Consider the following 18,290-nt stretch of genomic DNA (forward strand, 5'->3'; position numbering starts at 1 on the left):
GGCGTGGGCGCGGGAATCAGCGCCTTGAATATTAATCAAGCGCACGATCTGGACCGCTTTCTGCTAACGCGCGATTGCTACTAATCGGCTATTGATGGGTATATTGCTGCAGGTGATATTTATATTAGTTTTCAGTCATATACCCAGGCGAGAATCGCTAGGCAGCTTGCCGTGAGCCTGCTGCCAGACGCGGCGGAAATCGCGTGCCGAGCCAAAGCCTGCTTCCTGTGCGACTTCTTCAATCGTTAGCGCCGGATTGGCGAGTAATTGTTGCGCTAAAGCCAGCCGGATGCTCTGTTGATACTCGTGCGGTGTGAGTCCGGCATGCTGCTGAAATAGCCGGGTCAATGTGCGTGGCGTGCTGTGTACCGCCTTGGCCAGCTCGTCTAAAGTCCAGCGGTGTTTCATATTCTGGTGCTGCTGAGATGGCTGGGAAAGCAAGTCCTGCGCCTTATGCACCACAGGATGAATGTGGTTGCGGTGCGCCAGCCAGGCCGATAATTGCGGGTCTTGCCCGCTGCGCCGCAGCCAGACGACCATTTCGCGTGCAATCGCTTGCGCCAGACTAGGGCCAAATTCACGCGCCACCAGATGCAAGGCCAGATCAATACCGGCGGTAATTCCGGCGCTGGTGGCAATCGGGCCATCTTCGACAAACAGCCGGTTTTCTTCGATCAGCGCTGTGGGGGCCGTGTGCCGTAGGCGCTCGATCAGCTCGTGATGTGTGGTGCAACGCTTGCCATTGAGCAAACCCGCTTGCGCGGCGATCATCGTTCCAGAGCAAATACAGGCCAACTGATGACGCGCTGAGTCAAATTCACGCCGCAACCAGTCCACAATGGCTTGTGCTTCGGGGCGCTGCAGATTGTGTCTGGAATTTTGTACGCCAATCAGCATGACCAATGCCCCATCGGGAAGCGGCGCAGGTAAGGGCGCGAGCTGGTGCTGGCGCAGCCCGACTGATGAAGTCAGCTCGGGCACGGCGGCGGCCATGTGTAAATTCAGCCCCGCGCCATGCTCGCTGGCAATTTGAAATACTTCGGCTGGGCCCGCCAGATCGAGCAGCATAAACTGCGGGCAGAGGATGAAATAGACCTCACGCATGCTTTACCTGCCATGGCCAGCGCAAGCGTGCGCCAAAAATATTGAGCAATAATCCCAGCATCAAAATCAGCGCGCCCAGCCATTGCTGCACGCTCAGCTTTTCATGCAGAAACAGCGCCGCTGAGGCGAGCCCAAACCACGGCACCAGCAGGCTAAATGGCGCAACCAAATTAGCCGAATGCCGCTGCAGCAGATCATTCCAGATCGAGGTGGCCAATATTGTCGCAATCAAGGCCAGATATAGCACCGCCAGCACCGATTGCAATGATAGATGGCGAAGGGCAGCGCCCACTACGGCCGGGCCATCGACAAGCAGCGTTAACAGGCTGAAGATAGCCAGTGGGGGTAATGCTGCCCAGACAATAAGGCTACTGGGCTTGACGGCTATACCCTGCTTGGCAGTGTGGCGAATTAGAATATTTCCCAGCGCCCAGCCCGCCGCGCCGCACAGTGTGAGGCTAAATCCGAGCAGCGTCATCGTCTGGCCACTCAGACTTTGCCCGTGCGATAGGCCAATCAGCGTCAAGCCGCCTGCCGCCACCAGCAAACCCGCCAGCTGATACCAGCGCCAGCGTTCATTGAGCAGTAGCAGCGCGAAAATCAGCGTGAAAAACGCCTGTGATTGCAATACCACCGACGCGAGGCCTGCGGGCATGCCCAGTTTCATCGCGGTGAATAGGCAACCAAATTGCCCCACGCCCCAGACCACGCCATAGCCCAGCCAGTATTTTGCAGGAATCGCCGGGCGTGGAATAAAGAAAATCGCCGGCAGCGCCACCAGCAAAAAACGCAGCGCCCCCAGCAGCAGCGGCGGCAAACCCTGCAAGCCCCACTGGATCACGACAAAGTTAAAGCCCCAAGTGCTCACCACCACCAGCGCAAGCAATAAATCACGCCACGGCATGATTGGGTTCCTGCGGGCGGCGGCGCGGGCGCAGCACCAGCTCGCCCTGGCAATTGGGGCAGACATGGCGAAAAATCTGCGTGCTGCAAGTGGGGCAGAAAGTGCATTCAAACGAGCAGATATAGGCCTGCGAGCTAGCTGGCAGTGCGCGGCCGCAGCGTTCACAGTGAGGTTTCATTTCAAGCATATTGGCGCTCCTGCAGTGCAAATTGGCCCGACAATTCGGCCTCCAGCTCAGTAACCGTCACGATACGGGCAAAGCGCCCGGCCAGTACCAGCTCGGTGCGCGCTTTGATTTCGGCGGCGCTGTACATCCGGCCATTGGCGTGGGTCATCGCAAAGGTGAGCGTCGCCTCCGACACAAAATCAACGTCGAAACCCAGATCGGACGCCACGCGCGCCGTGGTCTCGCAACATTGCTCGGTGCGGATGCCGCTGATGATGAGTCGGCTAATCTGCCGTTCACGCAGCCAGTGTAGCAAGCCGGATTCGGTGAGCGCATTGTGGACGTGCTTTTCAAAGGTCGCGCTGGGTGTGTGCTGCAAAAAAGCCATCGGCTTGACCCAGCCGCTGTCGGCGTGAAAAGCCGCGTCTTGATCGACGTGCAGAATATTCACCACCGGAATCGCCCTGGACTGACAAATGCCAATCAGGCGATTGAGCTGGCGCTGAAACTGCGGCAGATCGTGCGTATTCCAATACGGAGCATGTTCAAACGATTGTTGTACATCAATGACTAATAGCGCTAAGGACATTTTTGGCGGCATCCTGTGAAAATGTATAGCCAGTATCTACCTTATTAAATATTGATTTAAGACCGGGTTAAGACATTATTCAGGACAAATATAGCCAAATTTATGCTGAAACGGTCATTTTGCACTGTTCAGCTGAGAGTCAGGCTGGGCGCACTATAATCAGCCTCAATCCCTATCCACTGCGGCGAGTCATATTATGAAAATCATCCGAAGTTTAATCATGCTGATTGCCTGCGCAGTCCTCGCGGGTTGTGCCGCAATGAATGAATCCGAATGCCGCGTGGGCGATTGGTATGGTGCAGGTTTGCGCGATGGTCAGCAGGGCGAGCAAAGCCGAATTGCCGAATACGCCGATGCCTGCGGCAAGCTGGGCATTGCACCGATACTGGCCGACTATCAGGCTGGTCGTCAGCAAGGTCTGCGTAGTTACTGCCAGCCGGAAAACGCCTATCTGCTGGGCCGTCGCGGTGCCAGCTATGGCAATGTCTGCGCCCCCGAATTGCAACGGGCATTTTTGCGCGAGTACGAACGTGGCTATCAACGCTACAGCCTGGAGCGCGATATCCAGACCCAGGAAAATAAAATCGCAGCGGCCAAGCGAGAGCGCAAAAAACTCGAAGAGCAAATTGCCAAATCCGAATCGACGGAAGAGCGCCGCAAATTGCTACGCCAGCTCAACCAGCTCGGGCACGAACAAAGCAGCGCCTATCGCGAGCTGAACCGCCTGCAATTGCAGCTGGCGGAATGAGCCAAATTAAGTAAGCAGATTGTTAATGGGCGGATCATTCGGTTTTCTTGCCTAATCCTCCGCCGTCGCAGAGCCCATTCCGCCCAAACCCGTTACAATACCACTCATCTAGTATTCTTAATTTGGTTGAACCCAAATGAGTGAAGTCACTGATAAGTTCGACTATCTTTGTGAGCTGGCTGAACAAGCCTACGGTGAGGAACGGGGTGTTTCTTACGAGTCAACCTTAGTTAATATCTTAGAGTTCGTGAGAAACAACCAAGCATCAAGGACTGAATTTGTTGAAAAATTCAAAGATTTACTTTTGTCCGGGAATGGACCAATTGAAGCCGTATCTTTTTGTTGTGGTTCAATGATTTCGGACACCAACTTAGGTGGTAATCTCGCCACCATTAACGAGGTGTTTCATGAGCAAAGTTCGCAGGACATTTACCCCGGAATTTAAAGCCGAAGCCGCCAGTCTGGTCGTCGATCAAGGCCACACGGTGTCACAAGCCAGTAAGGCGATGAACGTCGGCGAGAACATACTGCGTCGCTGGATTAAGCAGCTGAAACAGGAAAGACAGGGTATCACGCCGCAGGCCAAAGCACTCACGCCAGACCAACGTCGCATTCAGGAGCTCGAAGCGCGCATTGATCGGCTGGAACGGGAGAAAGCCCTGTTAAAAAAAGCCACAGCTCTCTTAATGGCGGACGAACTCAATCGTACGCGCTGGTAGACCAATTAAGTGAGCATGAACCCGTAGAAATGGTCTGCAGCACCTTCGGTATTTGCCGTTCCAGTTATTACCATTACCGGCATCGACGCCAGCATATTGATCGTGAACGAATCGAGTTGCGCGCCAAAGTACGCAATCTGTTTAAGCAAAGCCGAAATGCGGTAGGCAGCCGCAGTCTAGTCTGGATGCTGGCGGTACGAAGGCATTACGGCTGGCCGATATAAAGTGCGCCAGCTCATGCGAGAAGCCGATTTGCAGTGCAAACAGCCAGGCGCGCATCGCTACAAAGTCCACAAAGATGAACGTCCAGACATTCCGCACTTATTGCAGAGGGCGTTTAATCCGGAGCAACCGAATCAGGTCTGGTGTGGCGATGTCACCTATATTTGGGCGGGCAATCGTTGGATTTATCTGGCCGTGGTGCTGGATTTGTTTGCCCGTTGCGTGGTGGGCTGGGCGCTCAGTGAGCACCCGGATGCCGAGCTAGTCAGCCGTGCGTTAGATCATGCCTGGCAACAGCGTGGCCAGCCACTGGGGGTGATGTTTCACTCGGATCAGGGTAGCCAATATGGCAGTCGGTTGTTTAGGCAACGGATATGGCGCTACCGGATGCAGCAAAGCATGAGCCGGCGCGGGTGCTGTTGGGATAATGCGCCGATGGAGCGGCTATTTCGCAGTCTTAAAACAGAATGGATACCAAACCTGGGTATGAATCCGCAGAAGAAGCCAGGCGGGATATTGGCGTTTACCTGATGGCGTATTACAACTGGCAGCGGCCACACACCGCCAATGGAGGACTTGCCCCTGCCATCAAGGAAAAACAACTTAATTTACTGTCCGAGAATTGTTGACCACAACAAGGGCAGCCCAACCTCAAAGGCGCGGTGATTGCGGGTAGCAGCGATCCGGGCAAAAACACCCTGAGCACTACCGCACTGACCACTCGCGACCTAGACAACCATGCCAATTACTCCGCCAGCAGTCTCGGGCTGGGCAGTAGCCTTGGCGTCAAGGACCCGAATGCCAGCGAGAACACCGCGCTGCTCAAAGTCGAAAACGGCCTCAAAGCCAGCATGTCAGTAGCACCTATGCAAATGGCAATCCAATTTTTTGGTGAGAAATGATTTTTCCTGAGTATTGGTTTTGGAGGTGATTGTTGGTATCGGAAATAGGGTTGATACCAACAACAAAATTACAAAAATGGCGCGGACTAGGTGAGGTGCCGTTTGTCAGTTGTTGTTGTGAGCGAAGAAGTTAGATATGGTGCTTTTGAGTGGATTTGGCGAAAATATACCAACAATGGATATTGGATTTACTTAGATAGGTTTGGATCGCGTTTGATACAAAAAACCCCGAAAACCTAAGTTTTTCGGGGCTAATTGGACTTCTTCATTCTACTTTGTATAACAAAATGGTGCCCAAGAGAAGACTCGAACTTCCACACCCTTGCGGGCGCTAGGACCTGAACCTAGTGCGTCTACCAATTCCGCCACCTGGGCACGTCTGATGCTATGATGCTGATTGAAGAGTTGGTGCCCAAGAGAAGACTCGAACTTCCACACCCTTGCGGGCGCTAGGACCTGAACCTAGTGCGTCTACCAATTCCGCCACCTGGGCTCTTTCAATCACCACTTTTGCAACCTTGCCACTATTTCGTAGCGCCGTCGCATCAGAGAGGCGCTATAATATGCAATCAGGCGAAGACCGTCAATCCTTAAAATGAAAAAAACTGGCCCAATGGAAAAAAAACTGGAAAAAAATCCCGTCCCAAAGAAAAAACCGACCCGAAAAATTACCGGCTTGCGTGCCCAAGACCCCTATTTAGAGCGCGAAAAAGGGCGCTATGAGTTCCCTTTGCCCTCGCGTGAATTCATGCTGCAAATCCTTGCCGAGCGCGGTGCGCCGATGATGGCTGAGGAATTGGCCCAATTACTTGATATTCGTGAAGATGAAATGGTGGCGTTCGAGCGCCGCATGCAGGCGATGGGCCGCGAAGGGCAATTGCTGCTCAATCGCAAAGGCGCTTTGTGCTTGCCTGAAAAACTCGATCTGATTCCCGGCAAAGTGCAAGGCCATCCGGATGGTTTTGGCTTTTTGCTGCGCGATGATGGCGGCGATGATTTATTCCTTGGCCCCAAGGAAATGGACAAAGTCCTGCACGGCGACCGTGTGCTGGCGCGGCTGATCGGTGTTGATCGACGTGGTCGCCCTGAAGGCGCGATTGCCGAGGTGCTGGAGCATGTGAATCAGCGTCTGGTGGGGCGTCTGCATAATGAGCGCGGCGTATTTTTTGTGACTGCAGAAGACAAGCGCATTAGCCGCGATATTTTGCTCGAAGCCAAAAATACCGGTGGCGCTAAAGCTGGGCAGGTGGTGATGGTTGAATTGCTGGTACAGCCATCGCGCTATTCACAGCCAGTCGGCCGCGTGATCGAATTGCTCGGTAATTACGATGATCCGGGCATGGAAATCGAGATTGCGCTGCGCAAGCACAATCTGCCGCATGTGTTCTCACCTGAGGCGCAAGCGCAGGCTGATGCCACACCACAAAAAGTGAAGAAAAAAGACTGGAAGCCGGTACAGGGCGTTGAGCGCGTCGATTTGCGCGATTTGCCGCTGGTGACCATTGATGGCGAAACCGCGCGCGATTTTGATGACGCCGTTTTTGCCGAGAAGAAAGGCAAAGGTTGGCGACTGGTCGTGGCGATTGCCGACGTGAGCCATTATGTGACGCCGAATGATGCGCTCGATTTAACGGCCATTGAGCGCGGCAACTCGGTGTATTTCCCGCGTCGCGTGATCCCGATGCTGCCTGAAGCGCTGTCCAATGGCGTGTGCTCGCTCAATCCTGACGTTGAGCGGCTGTGCATGGTCTGCGATATGCGCGTGACGCAAACGGGTGAAATCAAGAAGTATCAATTCTATCCGGCTGTGATGCTGTCAAAGGCACGCCTGACCTATACCCGGGTGTGGGATATGCTGCAAAACCCCAAGGGTGAAGACGCACAGGCCAATACCCATCTCATGCCGCATTTAAAAACCCTGTATGCACTGTTCAAGGTCTTTGTTGCTGCCCGCCATGAACGTGGCGCGATTGATTTTGAAACGCAGGAAACCGAAATGCATTTTGATGACTTTGGCAAAATCAAAGCGATTGTTCCGGTAGTACGCAATGACGCGCATAAATTGATCGAGGAATGCATGCTGGCGGCCAATGTCTGCGCTGCTAATTTTCTGATTAAAAATGAGCATGCCGCTTTGTACCGCGTCCACGAAGGCCCCACGCCAGAGAAATTGAAAAATCTACGTGAATACTTGCGCACAATGGGGCTGAGTTTGGGCGGTGCGGAAGACCCGGGCGCGAAAGACTATGCAGTATTGCTTGAGAGCATTAAAGAGCGTCCTGACGCGCCTTTGCTGCAAACCATGCTGCTGCGCAGTCTGTCGCAAGCGGTGTACACACCCGATAACGAAGGCCATTTTGGCTTGAGTTATGAAGCGTATGCGCATTTCACGTCGCCAATTCGCCGGTATCCCGATTTGCTGGTTCATCGCGCGATCAAGGCGATTCTGGCGGGTAAAAAATACAAGCCAGCGACCAAGTGGGAGCAGCTCGGCGTGCAATGCTCGATGACCGAACGCCGCGCCGACGAAGCGAGCCGAGATGTGCAGAACTGGCTCAAGTGCTACTACATGCAGGACAAGATCGGCGAAGAGTTTATGGGCTCGGTGTCGGCAGTGACCGGCTTTGGCATGTTTGTATTGCTGGACGATCTGTACGTGGAAGGGCTGGTGCATGTTTCCGAGCTGGGCACTGACTATTTCCATTACGATGAAAAGCGCAAAGAGCTTAAAGGCGAGCGCAGTGGCCAGGTGTACCGGATTACTGATCGTGTGAAAGTACGCGTCGTTCGGGTTGATCTGGAAACCAGCAAAATCGACTTTGCGCTGGTTGATGATTTTGGTCGGCTGCTTGGCGCGAAAAGCGCAGCCGCAGATAAAAACACTGCTAAAACAGCCCCGGCAGCCCGTTCTGGCCGCACAAGTCGGGCCAGTGAGGCCAGACCTGCGGTAGGGACCGCGGCGAAACCTGCGGGTGCTAGCACTCGTTCCGCTAGTGCCAAGCCTGTGGTGGTCTTAAGCGACGAACCTAAACTTGTGCGCAAAAAGCCCGGCACCGCCACGCAGCGCCGCCGTGCGCAAGCCGCACAGAATGATGAGGGCGCACCGGCAGCGGGAACGCGCCGTCGCCGTCGTCGTTAGACAAGATGAGGGCGGTTGCGCTTTGCGTGATCGCCCCCATTTCAAGTTTGTTCAAATCTGTTCTGTTTGCAATCCATTGAAAAAATGAAACCTGAAGGAAACCGGATGTTTATTGTTGATCGTTCTGCTGCCATTATTCGCCCCAAGCAGCCTTTTCTGGATTGGCTCAATGCCTTGCCGGGTAACGATGTCACGCTCACGCTGGCGGAAATCCGCTCCGATTGCACGGTGATTCTGGTGCCAGAGGCGGCTGAACCGGAAGATTCGATTGCTTTTATTGACGATATTGCCGATAAATTATTTGATCAGGAATTGGCTTCCTGGGTGGCCGATGATGCTTTGTGGCCGCCGAAACGATCGTTAAAACTGTTCTGGGAATGGTTTGATGTCGAAGTGCATCTGGGCGTGATGGATGCGGTTTCGGATGATATTCACAATACGCCGACCGATCACAACTATCACTGATCACGAATCACCCACGCTGAATACAAGCTGAATAGTCGCCATTTTTGATGGCGACTTTTTTACGCTGCATCTATCGTGCTGCTGTGCTTAAATGAGCCTCATTCAGCCTGATGTCGGGCGTAACGCAAGGAATCATTTGATGAAAAGAAAAGCAATCTTGGTCGCTCTGCTGGCGATGCCGTGTCTGGCGCTGGCCGATACTGCGCCGCAATACAATGTGGTGAATCTGGACGCCAGTGTAAGCCGGCAAATTGACAATGATATGGCGCAGGCGACTTTGTTTGTAGAGCTAAGCGATAGTGATTCGAGCAAGCTGGCTGAAAAAATCAACCAGACCATTGCTGCGGCTCAAAAAACATTAAAGCAGTTTCCAACTGTGCAATCGGCTGGCACAGGCTATAGCAGCTATCCGGTTTACAGTAATAAAAACAATCAGTTGCAAGCCTGGCGCAGCCGTGGCGAGTTGCGGATTAATTCAAAAGATTTTGCCGCCTTGTCCCAATTGATTGCCCAGCTGCAAAAGCCTCAAAGCAATGGCATCGCGCTGCAATTGGCCGATATTCGCTATGAAGTCTCCGAGCAAAGCCGCAAGGCTGCTGAAGATGTGCTGATTGAAGAGGGCATCAAGGCTTTCCGTGCGCGGGCGAATATTATCCAGCGCAGCATGGGTGGTGCAGCGTGGAAAACCATGCAGATGAATGTGCAGACACAAGCCAATTATCCGCAGCCGCGCATGTATAAGGCTGCTCTGATGGCGGCCGAGGCTGCGCCCGCTCCGGTCGACGCTGGCGAAAGCCGCCTGGTGGTCAATGTCAATGGCAGCATTCAGGTCGGCAATTAATGCTGCCTGCGGTTCTGCAGATCAACCCCGCGTCGAAATGGCAGCGGGGTTTTTTGTGTCTAACGCACGCTCTGGCGCTGCTGAATGCCTGGTGGCTGGCCTGGCCATGGGCCTTGATGCTGAGCGCGCTGCTCTTGCTGTCTTTGCGTTTTTATTGGCTTAAAGCTCAAGTGGTTAACCAGATCCAGTGTTTGCCGGATGGATTGTTGGATGTTCACACTCGTGCAGGGCAGCGATACAGCATGCAACTACTGGCTTCCAGCGTATTGACTGCGCATGTGCTGGTGCTGCATTTGCGTGGCGATGGGCAGAAATTCCAGGTGGTGATTTGGCCAGATAGCGCGCCAGCCGAGGTGCTGCGCCAATGGCGCGTGTATCTGCGCTGGATCTGGCCAAATTTGCATCGCAAATAAGCGATGGAACCTCTGCACGAATCAAAATAGCAAAATCACCCCCTGATCAAATCAATGGCTTGCGCTTGAAAATCTACTCCGAGATCGATTCGTTCAGCGGTTTTTTTTGGGTATGTGTCTGTAGGCCTTTCTGTGTTTGGTCTGCAGGCATATACCTCTATTTTTTACTTTCCGGTTTCAGTAGAGTGGGTTTGGATTCCAGATCAATCCCGGGGTAATCGCGGCTGTAGTGCAGGCCGCGGCTTTCTTTGCGCGCCATCGCGCAGCGCACGATGAGTTCGGCGGTAATCACCAGATTGCGCAGCTCCAGCAAATCGTTGGAAACCCGGAAATTGCGGTAAAACTCGTGAATTTCACTCTTGAGTAGTTCAATGCGGTGCAGCGCACGCTCCAGCCGTTTATTGGTGCGCACAATCCCGACGTAGTCCCACATAAAGCGACGCAGCTCATCCCAGTTGTGCGAAATCACCACTTCCTCATCCGGGTCGGTCACGCGGCTTTCGTCCCATTCGGCGATGTCGGGCAGTGTTTGCGGTGCCTGCTGCAGAATATCGTGCGCGGCGGCTTTGCCCAGCACCATGCATTCAAGTAGCGAGTTGGACGCGAGGCGATTTGCGCCATGCAAACCGGTACACGCGACTTCGCCAACCGCGTAGAGACTGGCCAGATCGGTACGGCCATCCAGATCGGTGATCAGGCCGCCGCAAGTGTAGTGCGCCGCCGGTACCACCGGGATCGGCTCTTTGGTGATGTCGATGCCCAGCTCAAGGCAGCGCTGGTAGATATTCGGGAAATGCTCTTTCACAAAAGCGGCGGGTTTGTACGAAATATCAAGGTAGACGCAATCGTAACCGCCACGCTTCATTTCAAAGTCAATCGCGCGTGCAACGACATCGCGCGGGGCGAGTTCGGCACGTTCGTCATGGCTAGGCATAAAACGCGTACCATCGGGCAGGCGCAAAATACCGCCTTCGCCGCGCACCGCTTCGGTAATCAGGAAGGATTTGGCGTGAGGGTGATACAGGCAAGTCGGATGGAACTGGATAAATTCCATATTCGACACACGGCAACCGGCGCGCCAGCCCATCGCGATACCGTCGCCGGTCGCGACGTCGGGATTGGTGGTGTACAGATATACTTTGCCCGCACCGCCAGTGGCCAGCACGGTAAACGGCGCCAGAATGGTTTCAACCCGATCGGCGGTTTTGTCATACACATAAGCGCCAACACAACGGCTGCTCTCGCCGCTGCGCTCGGTGATCAAATCAACGGCGATGTGTTCTTCCAAAAGGGTGATGTTCGGGTGCGCCGCGACTTTGATCGCCAGCGTGTCAATCACCGCCGCGCCGGTCGCATCGGCCGCATGAATAATCCGCCGATGGCTGTGCCCGCCTTCACGGGTGAGGTGGTAGCCCTGATAGCTGGTGTCACCTGACTCATCTTTGGTGAAGGGCACGCCCATCTTGATCAGCCAGTCGATGGCGTCTTTGGAGTTTTCGATGATAAAGCGGGTGGCTTCGGTATCGCACAGCCCGGCCCCTGCTACGTGCGTGTCCTTAATATGCAGCTCGATACTGTCCGAGTCATCCAGTACGGCAGCAATGCCGCCTTGCGCCCAGCCGCTGCCGCCATCGCGCAGCTCGCGCTTGGTGATCAGGCCAACTTTTAATTTTTCTGCCAACTGCAAGGCGATGGTCATCCCGCCGAGCCCACTACCTAAAATCAGCACATCGAATTTGCGCATGCGAGTTAGTCCTTTAATTACCGCCGTGTTTCGCCCAGATGCCATATTATCAGAGCTGGCGCTTGCTGGTTGCCTGTAGCGGGTTTGGCGGAGTGGGCAAAGGGGCTTGTATTTTTGCCGAATGCCCCGATTTGATGTTCGTAAAATGCCATTCAACGATTTGATAGGAAGACAGGTTTGACACAGGTCACTGAGCGTGATTTAGACCAGGAGTTAGTGCGGCGAGCCCAAGCTGGTGATCAGCGTGCGTTCGAGTTGCTGGTGGTGAAATACCAGCGCCGGATTGCACGCCTGCTCTCGCGCATGATTCGTGATCCGGCCGAGCTGGAAGATGTGAGCCAGGAAGCCTTCATCAAGGCTTATCGGGCCTTGCCTTCGTTCCGTGGTGAAAGCGCTTTCTATACATGGCTCTACCGGATTGCCATCAATACGGCCAAAAACTACCTGTCATCGCTCGGCCGTCGCCCAATGATGGCGACCGAATACGAGGATGAAGACGGCGAAACGCTGGACGCGGTGGCCCAGGTGCCGGATTTTCACACGCCTGAAACTGAACTATCAAATCGGCAAATTGTCTCTACGGTAAATGAGGCCGTTGAGGCGCTTCCAGCTGATTTGCGCGAGGCAATTACCTTGCGGGAAATGGAGGGCCTCAGTTATGAAGACATCGCACTGGCGATGGACTGCCCGATTGGCACGGTACGCAGCCGGATTTTCCGGGCGCGCGAGGCGATTGCCAACCGCTTGCGGCCTTTACTCAGCGAAGTGGGTAAGGACAAACGATGGTAGCCAATGCTGCGGTGTCGAGTGAGGAAAGACAATGAACGAAAAAGTATCAGCTTTGATGGACAATGAGCTGCCTGCCGAGCAGTGGCCTGAAGTGCTTGATGCCTTAAAGCGCGAACCATTGCTGCAGCAGCAATGGCATGACTGGCATGTCAGTCGCGACGCCTTGCAGGGGCAAGCAGGCTGCTCGGCCGATTTTATGCGCAGATTCTCAGCTCGCTTGGCTGCCGAGCCAGTCGTGATTGCGCCACAGCGCAAGCAGGCTTTTGGAGCCAAGCGCTGGTTGGTACCGATGACGGCGGCGGCATCAGTCGCTTTTGTGGGGCTTGCGGTCTGGCAATTTAATTTTGTACCAAGCAGCTCAACGCAGCCTCAGCAGCTCGCTGCGGTGGTGACCCCGGCTGCACAGCATAAGCAGGTGGATGCCGCGGAAGTGAGGGCTTATCTGGCTGCGCATCGCGATGGCGTAGCCAATCCGATGGGCGCAGATCATCTGGCACGGGTTTCGTTTGAAGTGGGAGAGCAGCGCTAGATGTTGAAGGGATGTTCCGGCTCGTATTGGATGAGTGCCTGCGCGGCACTATTGATGGCGCTGCCCGCCAGCCACGCCGCTGAAATGCTCGACAAGGACGATGCCAGCAAATTGCTGGAGCGCACTGCGGCAGCGGCAAAAACTGCGACTTACGCGGGCACCTATGTTTACCAGCACGGCGAGGAAATATCGAGCTATCGAATGATTCATGTGCTTGATGGCAGCAATGACGCCGAGCGGCGCGAAACACTGGATGGCCCGCCGCGTGAATACTACCGGCATGGCAATCAGGTGAGTATCTATCCAGCCGATCCGCAGCAAAAAGCCCTTGATCGCCGTTACACCGCCAAACTCTTTCCCCGGCAATTGCCTGATCCGGCGAGTAAATTGCTCAGCGCCTACGGTGTCGTCAGATTGGGGCATGAGCGCGTGGCCGGACGCGATGCGACGGTGTACCAATTGCAGCCGCTTGATCAATACCGCTACCCGCACCGCTTCTGGGTTGATGAAGCATCCAGCCTGCTGCTGAAGTGGGTTGTAATGGGTATGCGCAAGGAAGCAACGCAAATATTTGCCTTCACGAATATACAGATGGGAGGTAATGTTGATCGCAAATTGCTTAAACCCACGCGCCAGCTGCAGGCTGTAGAGATTGAAGCGGGTAATGGCCTGGCGCAGATGCCGCAAGAGGCGCATTGGGACATCAAAGCCTTGCCAGCCGGTTTCAAGCTGCTCAAACAAACCAGCAAAACGCTGCCGGGCAAACACCGCTCGGTGATTCATCACCTCTACAGTGATGGGGCGGCGACCGTTTCGGTATTTATTGAGCCATTCCATCAGCGTCTGCCGCTGGGGCTGGCGCACCAAGGCGCGATGCATATGTATGTGCGCCAGAGTGGCACACATCTGGTCATGGCGCTGGGCGAGGTGCCGGGCGTGACGGTTGAAGCGTTCGCGAATGCGTATAATGCGCGCTGATTAATGACCGTAAATGATTTCTCATGATTGAAACGCAAGCCCAAGTGATTCGTACCGAAGGTACTTATGCCTGGATCCGGATCCGGCCGCATAGCCCGTGCGGCAATTGCGACCCTGAAACCGGTTGCAAATCGGTTGCGATCACCCGCATGTTCGGGCAGGCGCAGGATAGTTACCGCGTCAGCAACCCGATTGCGGCGCAAAACAATGATCTGGTCATGGTTGCGATTGCCGAAGACGCTTTGCTCAAAACAGCCCTGTGGGCTTATGGTCTGCCGATGTTGCTGCTATTGCTGGGGGCGGGCATTGCCAGTTACTGGTTTCAACACGATGAATTGGCGACTTTGCTTGGCGCCGGGCTGGGGCTTTTTATCGGCTTTCTGGTCTTGCGCCATCTGCCCGCCAGCAATGCCGCCGAGCCCACGATTATTGCCAAAGTGCAAACTGGACAGGTTGTTAAAACCTGTGAACTAAAACGTACTCATTGACCCAGAGGAAGGGACTATGCTGAATCGATTTTTGCTCACAACCATTTTGTTAGGTAGCACAGTGGCTGCAAGCGCCACTTCGGCCGCATTGCCTGATTTCACGACCGTGGTTGAAAAAGAAGGCAAAGCTGTCGTTAATATTTCAACGACTGCGTCGGTGCGCGACGATGATGCGGCTGCGCCAGGGATGGACGCCGATACGCTTGAATTACTGCGCCGCTTTGGTTTTCCCATGCCACCTGGCGCACGCGGCGGCCAGCCACGGCAACATCAGGCCCAGTCGCTAGGCTCCGGATTCATCATCGACAGCAATGGCTATATTCTGACCAACGCGCATGTGGTCGCTAAGGCGGACGAAATTACCGTCAAAATGGTCGACAAACGCACTTTCAAAGCCAAGGTGGTCGGCTCTGACGCGCGCACCGATGTGGCTTTGCTGAAAGTGGATGCCAGTAATCTGCCCAAGGTCGCTCTGGGTGATGTCAATAAGCTCAAGCAAGGCGAGTGGGTGTTGGCGATTGGCCAGCCTTTTGGTCTGGATAATACAGTCACCGCCGGTATTGTTTCTGCCAAGGGGCGCAGCCTGCCGGATGAGAATTTTGTCCCCTTCATCCAGACTGACGTGGCCATTAATCCCGGTAACTCTGGCGGCCCGCTATTTAATATGAATGGCGAGGTCGTCGGCATTAACTCGCAAATTTATAGCCGTTCGGGTGGTTATATGGGCTTATCGTTTTCGATACCGATTGATGTCGCCATGAAAGTGGCGGATGAGCTCAAATCAAGCGGCAAAGTGACGCGCGGGCGGATTGGTGTTTCGATTCAGGATGTCAGCGAAGATCTAGCGAAAAGCTTTGGTCTGAATAAAGCCAGTGGGGCGCTGTTAAGTTCGGTAGAAAAAGATGGCCCGGCTGATAAAGCTGGACTGAAAGCTGGCGATATCCTGCTGAAATTTAATGGCCAAAGTATTGCCAATTCGGGTGAACTGCCTCGCGTAGTGAGCGCGGCCAAGCCAGGCAGCAAGGCGACGGTGCAAGTGTGGCGTGATAAAGCGGCGCGAGAATTTCAGGTGACCGTGGGTCAGCTGGAGGAGAGCGACAAAAATACCGAAGGCCGTGAATACAAAGGCAGCAGTGATGACGCCGGCAAATTCGGTCTAGTGGTGCAGGAGTTGAACGCTCGTCAGCTCAAACAACTAGGTATTCCGTTCGGCTTGCTAGTGCGCGATGCAGACGCAGCAGCGGCTAAGGCCGGTTTGCAGGCCGGCGATGTGATTGTGGGGCTTGGCGGTCTGGATTTGAGCAGTATGGCGCAGCTAAGAAAAGCGCTAAACGATCTGAAAGCAGGTGAATCATTGCCATTGCGCGTGTTACGTAACGGCAATCCAGCTTTTATCGTGTTAAAGGCGCCCAGTAAATGATGCAATTGAAGTTATACGGCCGTGAGTATTGCAGTTTGTGCGTGGTGATGCGTGAGCAGTTGCTGGTGCAAGCTGCAGGCCGCTTTGAGCTGGAATGGATTGATATCGAAGATATTGACGCGCTGGAGGCCTTATACGGTGAGCTGGTGCCGGTGTTGACCGATGCTGGCGGCAAGGAAATCTGTCACTACCATCTGGATCTTGCAGCATTGGATGCTAGGCTGGCCGATTTAGGCTAAAATCGCGGATTAACGCAATTCTAGGGCACGCGTGGCGTGCCCCTTTTTTATCTTGAGTTGCCCTTGACAAGACTTGGCTGGACACATGGATCATATTCGTAATTTCTCAATTATTGCCCACATCGACCACGGTAAAAGTACGCTGGCGGATCGGTTTATCCAGTTTTGTGGCGGCTTGGAAATGCGTGAAATGAGCGAGCAGGTGCTCGACTCGATGGATATTGAAAAAGAACGCGGCATCACGATTAAAGCTCAGACTGCCGCGCTGCAATACAAAGCGCGTGATGGCAAGACTTACAATCTGAATCTGATCGACACGCCAGGACACGTTGACTTCAGCTATGAAGTGAGCCGCTCGCTGGCTGCATGCGAAGGTGCGTTGCTCGTCGTTGATGCGTCACAAGGCGTAGAAGCGCAGACCGTGGCGAACTGCTACACGGCGATCGAACAGGGTGTTGAAGTTCGCCCGGTGCTCAATAAAATCGACTTGCCAGCAGCCGACCCGGACCGGGTCGCGCAGGAAATCGAAGACATTATCGGCATTGAAGCGGGCGGTGCGGTTCATGCTTCTGCCAAGTCGGGTATAGGCATAGAAGACATTCTGGAAGAGGTTGTCAACAAGATACCCCCCCCAAAAGGCGATATAGACGCACCACTGAAAGCGCTGATTATCGACTCATGGTTTGATAATTACGTCGGCGTGATCATGCTGGTGCGCGTCGTTGATGGCGTGCTGCGCCCGAAAGACAAAGTGCTGTTCATGTCGTCCAAAGCCCAGCATTTGTGCGAACAGGTTGGTGTGTTCACGCCTAAATCGGTACAGCGAACCGAATTGAAAGCGGGCGAAGTAGGCTTTGTGATTGCCGGTATTAAAGAGCTGGCCAGCGCCAAAGTCGGCGATACGATCACGACGGTGAAAACACCAGCGGCCGAGCCATTGCCTGGTTTTAAAGACGTTAAATCGCAGGTCTTTGCTGGTCTGTATCCGGTTGAAAGCCACGATTACGAAAAACTGCGCGATAGCCTGGAAAAGCTGCAGCTGAACGACGCCTCGCTCAATTACGAGCCGGAAGTCTCAAGTGCGCTGGGCTTTGGTTTCCGTTGTGGTTTCTTGGGCCTCTTGCATCTGGAGATCGTGCAGGAACGTCTCGAGCGTGAATTTGATATGGATCTGATCACGACGGCGCCGACGGTGAAATACGAGCTGGTGCTGCGTGGTGGTGAAACAGTCCAGATTGAAAACCCGTCCAAACTGCCCGATCCAAGCAAATACGATGAAGTGCGCGAGCCGATTATCACGGCGACGATTCTGGTGCCGCAAGATTATGTCGGCCCGGTGATGACGCTGTGTAATCAAAAACGCGGCCAGCAAGTGAATATGCAGTATCTAGGTCGTCAGGTGATGCTGACTTATGATCTGCCGATGGCTGAAGTGGTGATGGATTTCTTCGATAAATTGAAATCGGTTTCGCGCGGCTATGCTTCGCTTGATTACGATTTCAAAGAATTCCGTGTTGGCGATCTGGTCAAACTGGATGTACTGGTTAATAGCGAACGCGTTGATGCCTTGAGCTTGATTGTTCACCGTTCAATGAGTCAATATCGTGGTCGGGAGCTAGTGGCTAAAATGCGCGAGCTGATTCCACGCCAGATGTTTGATATTGCCGTGCAAGCGGCGATTGGTAGTCAAATCGTGGCACGTGAGACCGTTAAAGCGGTACGTAAAGACGTTTTGGCCAAATGTTATGGTGGTGACGTTTCGCGTAAACGCAAACTGCTGGACAAACAGAAAGCCGGTAAAAAGCGCATGAAGCAAGTGGGTAATGTCGAGATTCCACAAGAAGCTTTCCTCGCCATTTTGCAAGTGTCAGACAAATAAGCACATTAGGGA

General features: G+C 54.0%; 19 protein-coding genes, 2 tRNA genes and 1 pseudogene. 15 read left to right on the forward strand and 7 right to left on the reverse strand.

Going from position 1 to position 18,290, the window contains the following annotated elements; all coding sequences use genetic code 11:
* Positions 1-135: 135 nt before the first annotated feature.
* From ABHF33_RS14145 to ABHF33_RS14160, 4 genes are read right to left on the reverse strand one after another with little or no spacing between them, the layout of a single operon-like run.
* Positions 136-1,104 (reverse strand): GlxA family transcriptional regulator, encoded by a 969-nt coding sequence (locus ABHF33_RS14145; RefSeq protein ID WP_348944546.1) that lies wholly within the window; start codon positions 1,102-1,104, stop codon positions 136-138.
* Complete coding sequence (locus ABHF33_RS14150; RefSeq protein ID WP_348944547.1) at positions 1,097-2,008, reverse strand: EamA family transporter; 912 nt, start codon at positions 2,006-2,008, stop codon at positions 1,097-1,099. The genes ABHF33_RS14145 and ABHF33_RS14150 overlap by 8 nt, the downstream gene beginning before the upstream one ends.
* The gene (locus ABHF33_RS14155; RefSeq protein WP_348944548.1) at positions 1,995-2,195 is read right to left on the reverse strand and encodes a DUF1272 domain-containing protein; all 201 of its coding nucleotides are present in this window, start codon (positions 2,193-2,195) and stop codon (positions 1,995-1,997) included. The genes ABHF33_RS14150 and ABHF33_RS14155 overlap by 14 nt, the downstream gene beginning before the upstream one ends.
* The gene (locus ABHF33_RS14160; RefSeq protein ID WP_348944549.1) at positions 2,188-2,763 is read right to left on the reverse strand and encodes a cysteine hydrolase family protein; all 576 of its coding nucleotides are present in this window, start codon (positions 2,761-2,763) and stop codon (positions 2,188-2,190) included. Before ABHF33_RS14160 ends, ABHF33_RS14155 begins: the two co-directional genes overlap by 8 nt.
* 196 nt (positions 2,764-2,959) lie before the next feature.
* Here ABHF33_RS14160 and ABHF33_RS14165 point away from each other — a divergent pair, with 196 nt between their 5' ends.
* From ABHF33_RS14165 to ABHF33_RS14180, 4 genes and pseudogenes are all read left to right on the forward strand, one after another.
* On the forward strand, positions 2,960-3,511 hold the full coding sequence (locus ABHF33_RS14165; RefSeq protein ID WP_348944550.1) for a DUF2799 domain-containing protein: 552 nt from the start codon (positions 2,960-2,962) through the stop codon (positions 3,509-3,511).
* Between the two features lie 136 nt (positions 3,512-3,647).
* Entirely contained in the window at positions 3,648-3,956 is a 309-nt protein-coding gene (locus tag ABHF33_RS14170) for a hypothetical protein (RefSeq protein WP_348944551.1), read from the forward strand.
* Positions 3,919-5,081 (forward strand): annotated as a pseudogene (locus ABHF33_RS14175) (IS3 family transposase). The gene ABHF33_RS14170 and the pseudogene ABHF33_RS14175 overlap by 38 nt, the downstream one beginning before the upstream one ends.
* 33 nt (positions 5,082-5,114) lie before the next feature.
* Entirely contained in the window at positions 5,115-5,354 is a 240-nt protein-coding gene (locus tag ABHF33_RS14180; protein WP_348944552.1) for a hypothetical protein, read from the forward strand.
* A 288-nt stretch (positions 5,355-5,642) separates the two neighbouring features.
* On the opposite strand, the gene ABHF33_RS14185 is transcribed toward ABHF33_RS14180, so the two are convergent.
* Positions 5,643-5,729 (reverse strand) — tRNA-Leu (locus tag ABHF33_RS14185).
* A gap of 31 nt (positions 5,730-5,760) precedes the next feature.
* Positions 5,761-5,847, reverse strand: a tRNA-Leu gene (locus ABHF33_RS14190).
* A gap of 120 nt (positions 5,848-5,967) precedes the next feature.
* On the opposite strand from ABHF33_RS14190, the gene rnr reads away from it, so the two are divergent.
* From rnr to ABHF33_RS14210, 4 genes are all read left to right on the forward strand, one after another.
* Positions 5,968-8,493 carry a ribonuclease R gene (gene rnr / locus ABHF33_RS14195; RefSeq protein WP_432803986.1) on the forward strand — a complete coding sequence of 842 codons (2,526 nt, stop codon included), beginning with the start codon at positions 5,968-5,970 and terminating at the stop codon, positions 8,491-8,493.
* Positions 8,494-8,598: 105 nt separating this feature from the next.
* Complete coding sequence (locus ABHF33_RS14200) at positions 8,599-8,958, forward strand: hypothetical protein (RefSeq protein WP_348944554.1); 360 nt, start codon at positions 8,599-8,601, stop codon at positions 8,956-8,958.
* Between the two features lie 139 nt (positions 8,959-9,097).
* Positions 9,098-9,799, forward strand: coding sequence for an SIMPL domain-containing protein (locus ABHF33_RS14205; protein WP_348944555.1), 702 nt, complete (start codon positions 9,098-9,100; stop codon positions 9,797-9,799).
* Positions 9,799-10,212 (forward strand): protein YgfX, encoded by a 414-nt coding sequence (locus ABHF33_RS14210; protein WP_348944556.1) that lies wholly within the window; start codon positions 9,799-9,801, stop codon positions 10,210-10,212. The genes ABHF33_RS14205 and ABHF33_RS14210 overlap by 1 nt, the downstream gene beginning before the upstream one ends.
* Before the next feature lie 157 nt (positions 10,213-10,369).
* Here ABHF33_RS14210 and nadB read toward each other — a convergent pair whose 3' ends face one another.
* Positions 10,370-11,956 (reverse strand): L-aspartate oxidase, encoded by a 1,587-nt coding sequence (gene nadB, locus ABHF33_RS14215; RefSeq protein WP_348944557.1) that lies wholly within the window; start codon positions 11,954-11,956, stop codon positions 10,370-10,372.
* 177 nt (positions 11,957-12,133) lie between these two features.
* Between nadB and rpoE the strand changes: the two genes are divergently transcribed.
* The 7 genes from rpoE to lepA all read left to right on the forward strand — a co-directional run bounded on the left by rpoE (position 12,134) and on the right by lepA (position 18,278).
* Complete coding sequence (rpoE, locus tag ABHF33_RS14220; RefSeq protein WP_348944558.1) at positions 12,134-12,745, forward strand: RNA polymerase sigma factor RpoE; 612 nt, start codon at positions 12,134-12,136, stop codon at positions 12,743-12,745.
* 31 nt (positions 12,746-12,776) lie between these two features.
* On the forward strand, positions 12,777-13,274 hold the full coding sequence (locus ABHF33_RS14225; protein ID WP_348944559.1) for a sigma-E factor negative regulatory protein: 498 nt from the start codon (positions 12,777-12,779) through the stop codon (positions 13,272-13,274).
* 30 nt (positions 13,275-13,304) lie between these two features.
* Entirely contained in the window at positions 13,305-14,252 is a 948-nt protein-coding gene (locus tag ABHF33_RS14230; protein WP_348944560.1) for a MucB/RseB C-terminal domain-containing protein, read from the forward strand.
* A 23-nt stretch (positions 14,253-14,275) separates the two neighbouring features.
* Positions 14,276-14,740 carry a SoxR reducing system RseC family protein gene (locus tag ABHF33_RS14235; protein ID WP_348944561.1) on the forward strand — a complete coding sequence of 155 codons (465 nt, stop codon included), beginning with the start codon at positions 14,276-14,278 and terminating at the stop codon, positions 14,738-14,740.
* Positions 14,741-14,756: 16 nt separating this feature from the next.
* Entirely contained in the window at positions 14,757-16,160 is a 1,404-nt protein-coding gene (locus ABHF33_RS14240; protein WP_348944562.1) for a DegQ family serine endoprotease, read from the forward strand.
* Positions 16,157-16,399 (forward strand): glutaredoxin family protein, encoded by a 243-nt coding sequence (locus ABHF33_RS14245; RefSeq protein ID WP_348944563.1) that lies wholly within the window; start codon positions 16,157-16,159, stop codon positions 16,397-16,399. Before ABHF33_RS14240 ends, ABHF33_RS14245 begins: the two co-directional genes overlap by 4 nt.
* An 85-nt stretch (positions 16,400-16,484) precedes the next feature.
* Positions 16,485-18,278: a translation elongation factor 4 gene (gene lepA / locus ABHF33_RS14250; protein WP_348944564.1), complete on the forward strand. Its 1,794-nt coding sequence runs from the start codon at positions 16,485-16,487 to the stop codon at positions 18,276-18,278.
* The last annotated feature ends 12 nt before the right edge of the window (positions 18,279-18,290 follow it).

The sequence above is a fragment of the Chitinibacter sp. FCG-7 genome (assembly GCF_040047665.1).
In the GTDB taxonomy this organism is placed as follows: domain Bacteria; phylum Pseudomonadota; class Gammaproteobacteria; order Burkholderiales; family Chitinibacteraceae; genus Chitinibacter; species Chitinibacter mangrovi.

What these genes read in the sequence shown, in the direction of transcription:
- ABHF33_RS14145 (WP_348944546.1), bottom strand. Translation starts at nt 1,104, where the DNA reads ATGCGTGAGGTCTATTTCATCCTCTGCCCGCAGTTTATGCTGCTCGAT.
- ABHF33_RS14150 (WP_348944547.1), bottom strand. Translation starts at nt 2,008, where the DNA reads ATGCCGTGGCGTGATTTATTGCTTGCGCTGGTGGTGGTGAGCACTTGG.
- ABHF33_RS14155 (WP_348944548.1), bottom strand. Translation starts at nt 2,195, where the DNA reads ATGCTTGAAATGAAACCTCACTGTGAACGCTGCGGCCGCGCACTGCCA.
- ABHF33_RS14160 (WP_348944549.1), bottom strand. Translation starts at nt 2,763, where the DNA reads ATGTCCTTAGCGCTATTAGTCATTGATGTACAACAATCGTTTGAACAT.
- ABHF33_RS14165 (WP_348944550.1), top strand. Translation starts at nt 2,960, where the DNA reads ATGAAAATCATCCGAAGTTTAATCATGCTGATTGCCTGCGCAGTCCTC.
- ABHF33_RS14170 (WP_348944551.1), top strand. Translation starts at nt 3,648, where the DNA reads ATGAGTGAAGTCACTGATAAGTTCGACTATCTTTGTGAGCTGGCTGAA.
- rnr (WP_432803986.1), top strand. Translation starts at nt 5,968, where the DNA reads ATGGAAAAAAAACTGGAAAAAAATCCCGTCCCAAAGAAAAAACCGACC.
- ABHF33_RS14200 (WP_348944554.1), top strand. Translation starts at nt 8,599, where the DNA reads ATGTTTATTGTTGATCGTTCTGCTGCCATTATTCGCCCCAAGCAGCCT.
- ABHF33_RS14205 (WP_348944555.1), top strand. Translation starts at nt 9,098, where the DNA reads ATGAAAAGAAAAGCAATCTTGGTCGCTCTGCTGGCGATGCCGTGTCTG.
- ABHF33_RS14210 (WP_348944556.1), top strand. Translation starts at nt 9,799, where the DNA reads ATGCTGCCTGCGGTTCTGCAGATCAACCCCGCGTCGAAATGGCAGCGG.
- nadB (WP_348944557.1), bottom strand. Translation starts at nt 11,956, where the DNA reads ATGCGCAAATTCGATGTGCTGATTTTAGGTAGTGGGCTCGGCGGGATG.
- ABHF33_RS14225 (WP_348944559.1), top strand. Translation starts at nt 12,777, where the DNA reads ATGAACGAAAAAGTATCAGCTTTGATGGACAATGAGCTGCCTGCCGAG.
- ABHF33_RS14230 (WP_348944560.1), top strand. Translation starts at nt 13,305, where the DNA reads ATGAGTGCCTGCGCGGCACTATTGATGGCGCTGCCCGCCAGCCACGCC.
- ABHF33_RS14235 (WP_348944561.1), top strand. Translation starts at nt 14,276, where the DNA reads ATGATTGAAACGCAAGCCCAAGTGATTCGTACCGAAGGTACTTATGCC.
- ABHF33_RS14240 (WP_348944562.1), top strand. Translation starts at nt 14,757, where the DNA reads ATGCTGAATCGATTTTTGCTCACAACCATTTTGTTAGGTAGCACAGTG.
- ABHF33_RS14245 (WP_348944563.1), top strand. Translation starts at nt 16,157, where the DNA reads ATGATGCAATTGAAGTTATACGGCCGTGAGTATTGCAGTTTGTGCGTG.
- lepA (WP_348944564.1), top strand. Translation starts at nt 16,485, where the DNA reads ATGGATCATATTCGTAATTTCTCAATTATTGCCCACATCGACCACGGT.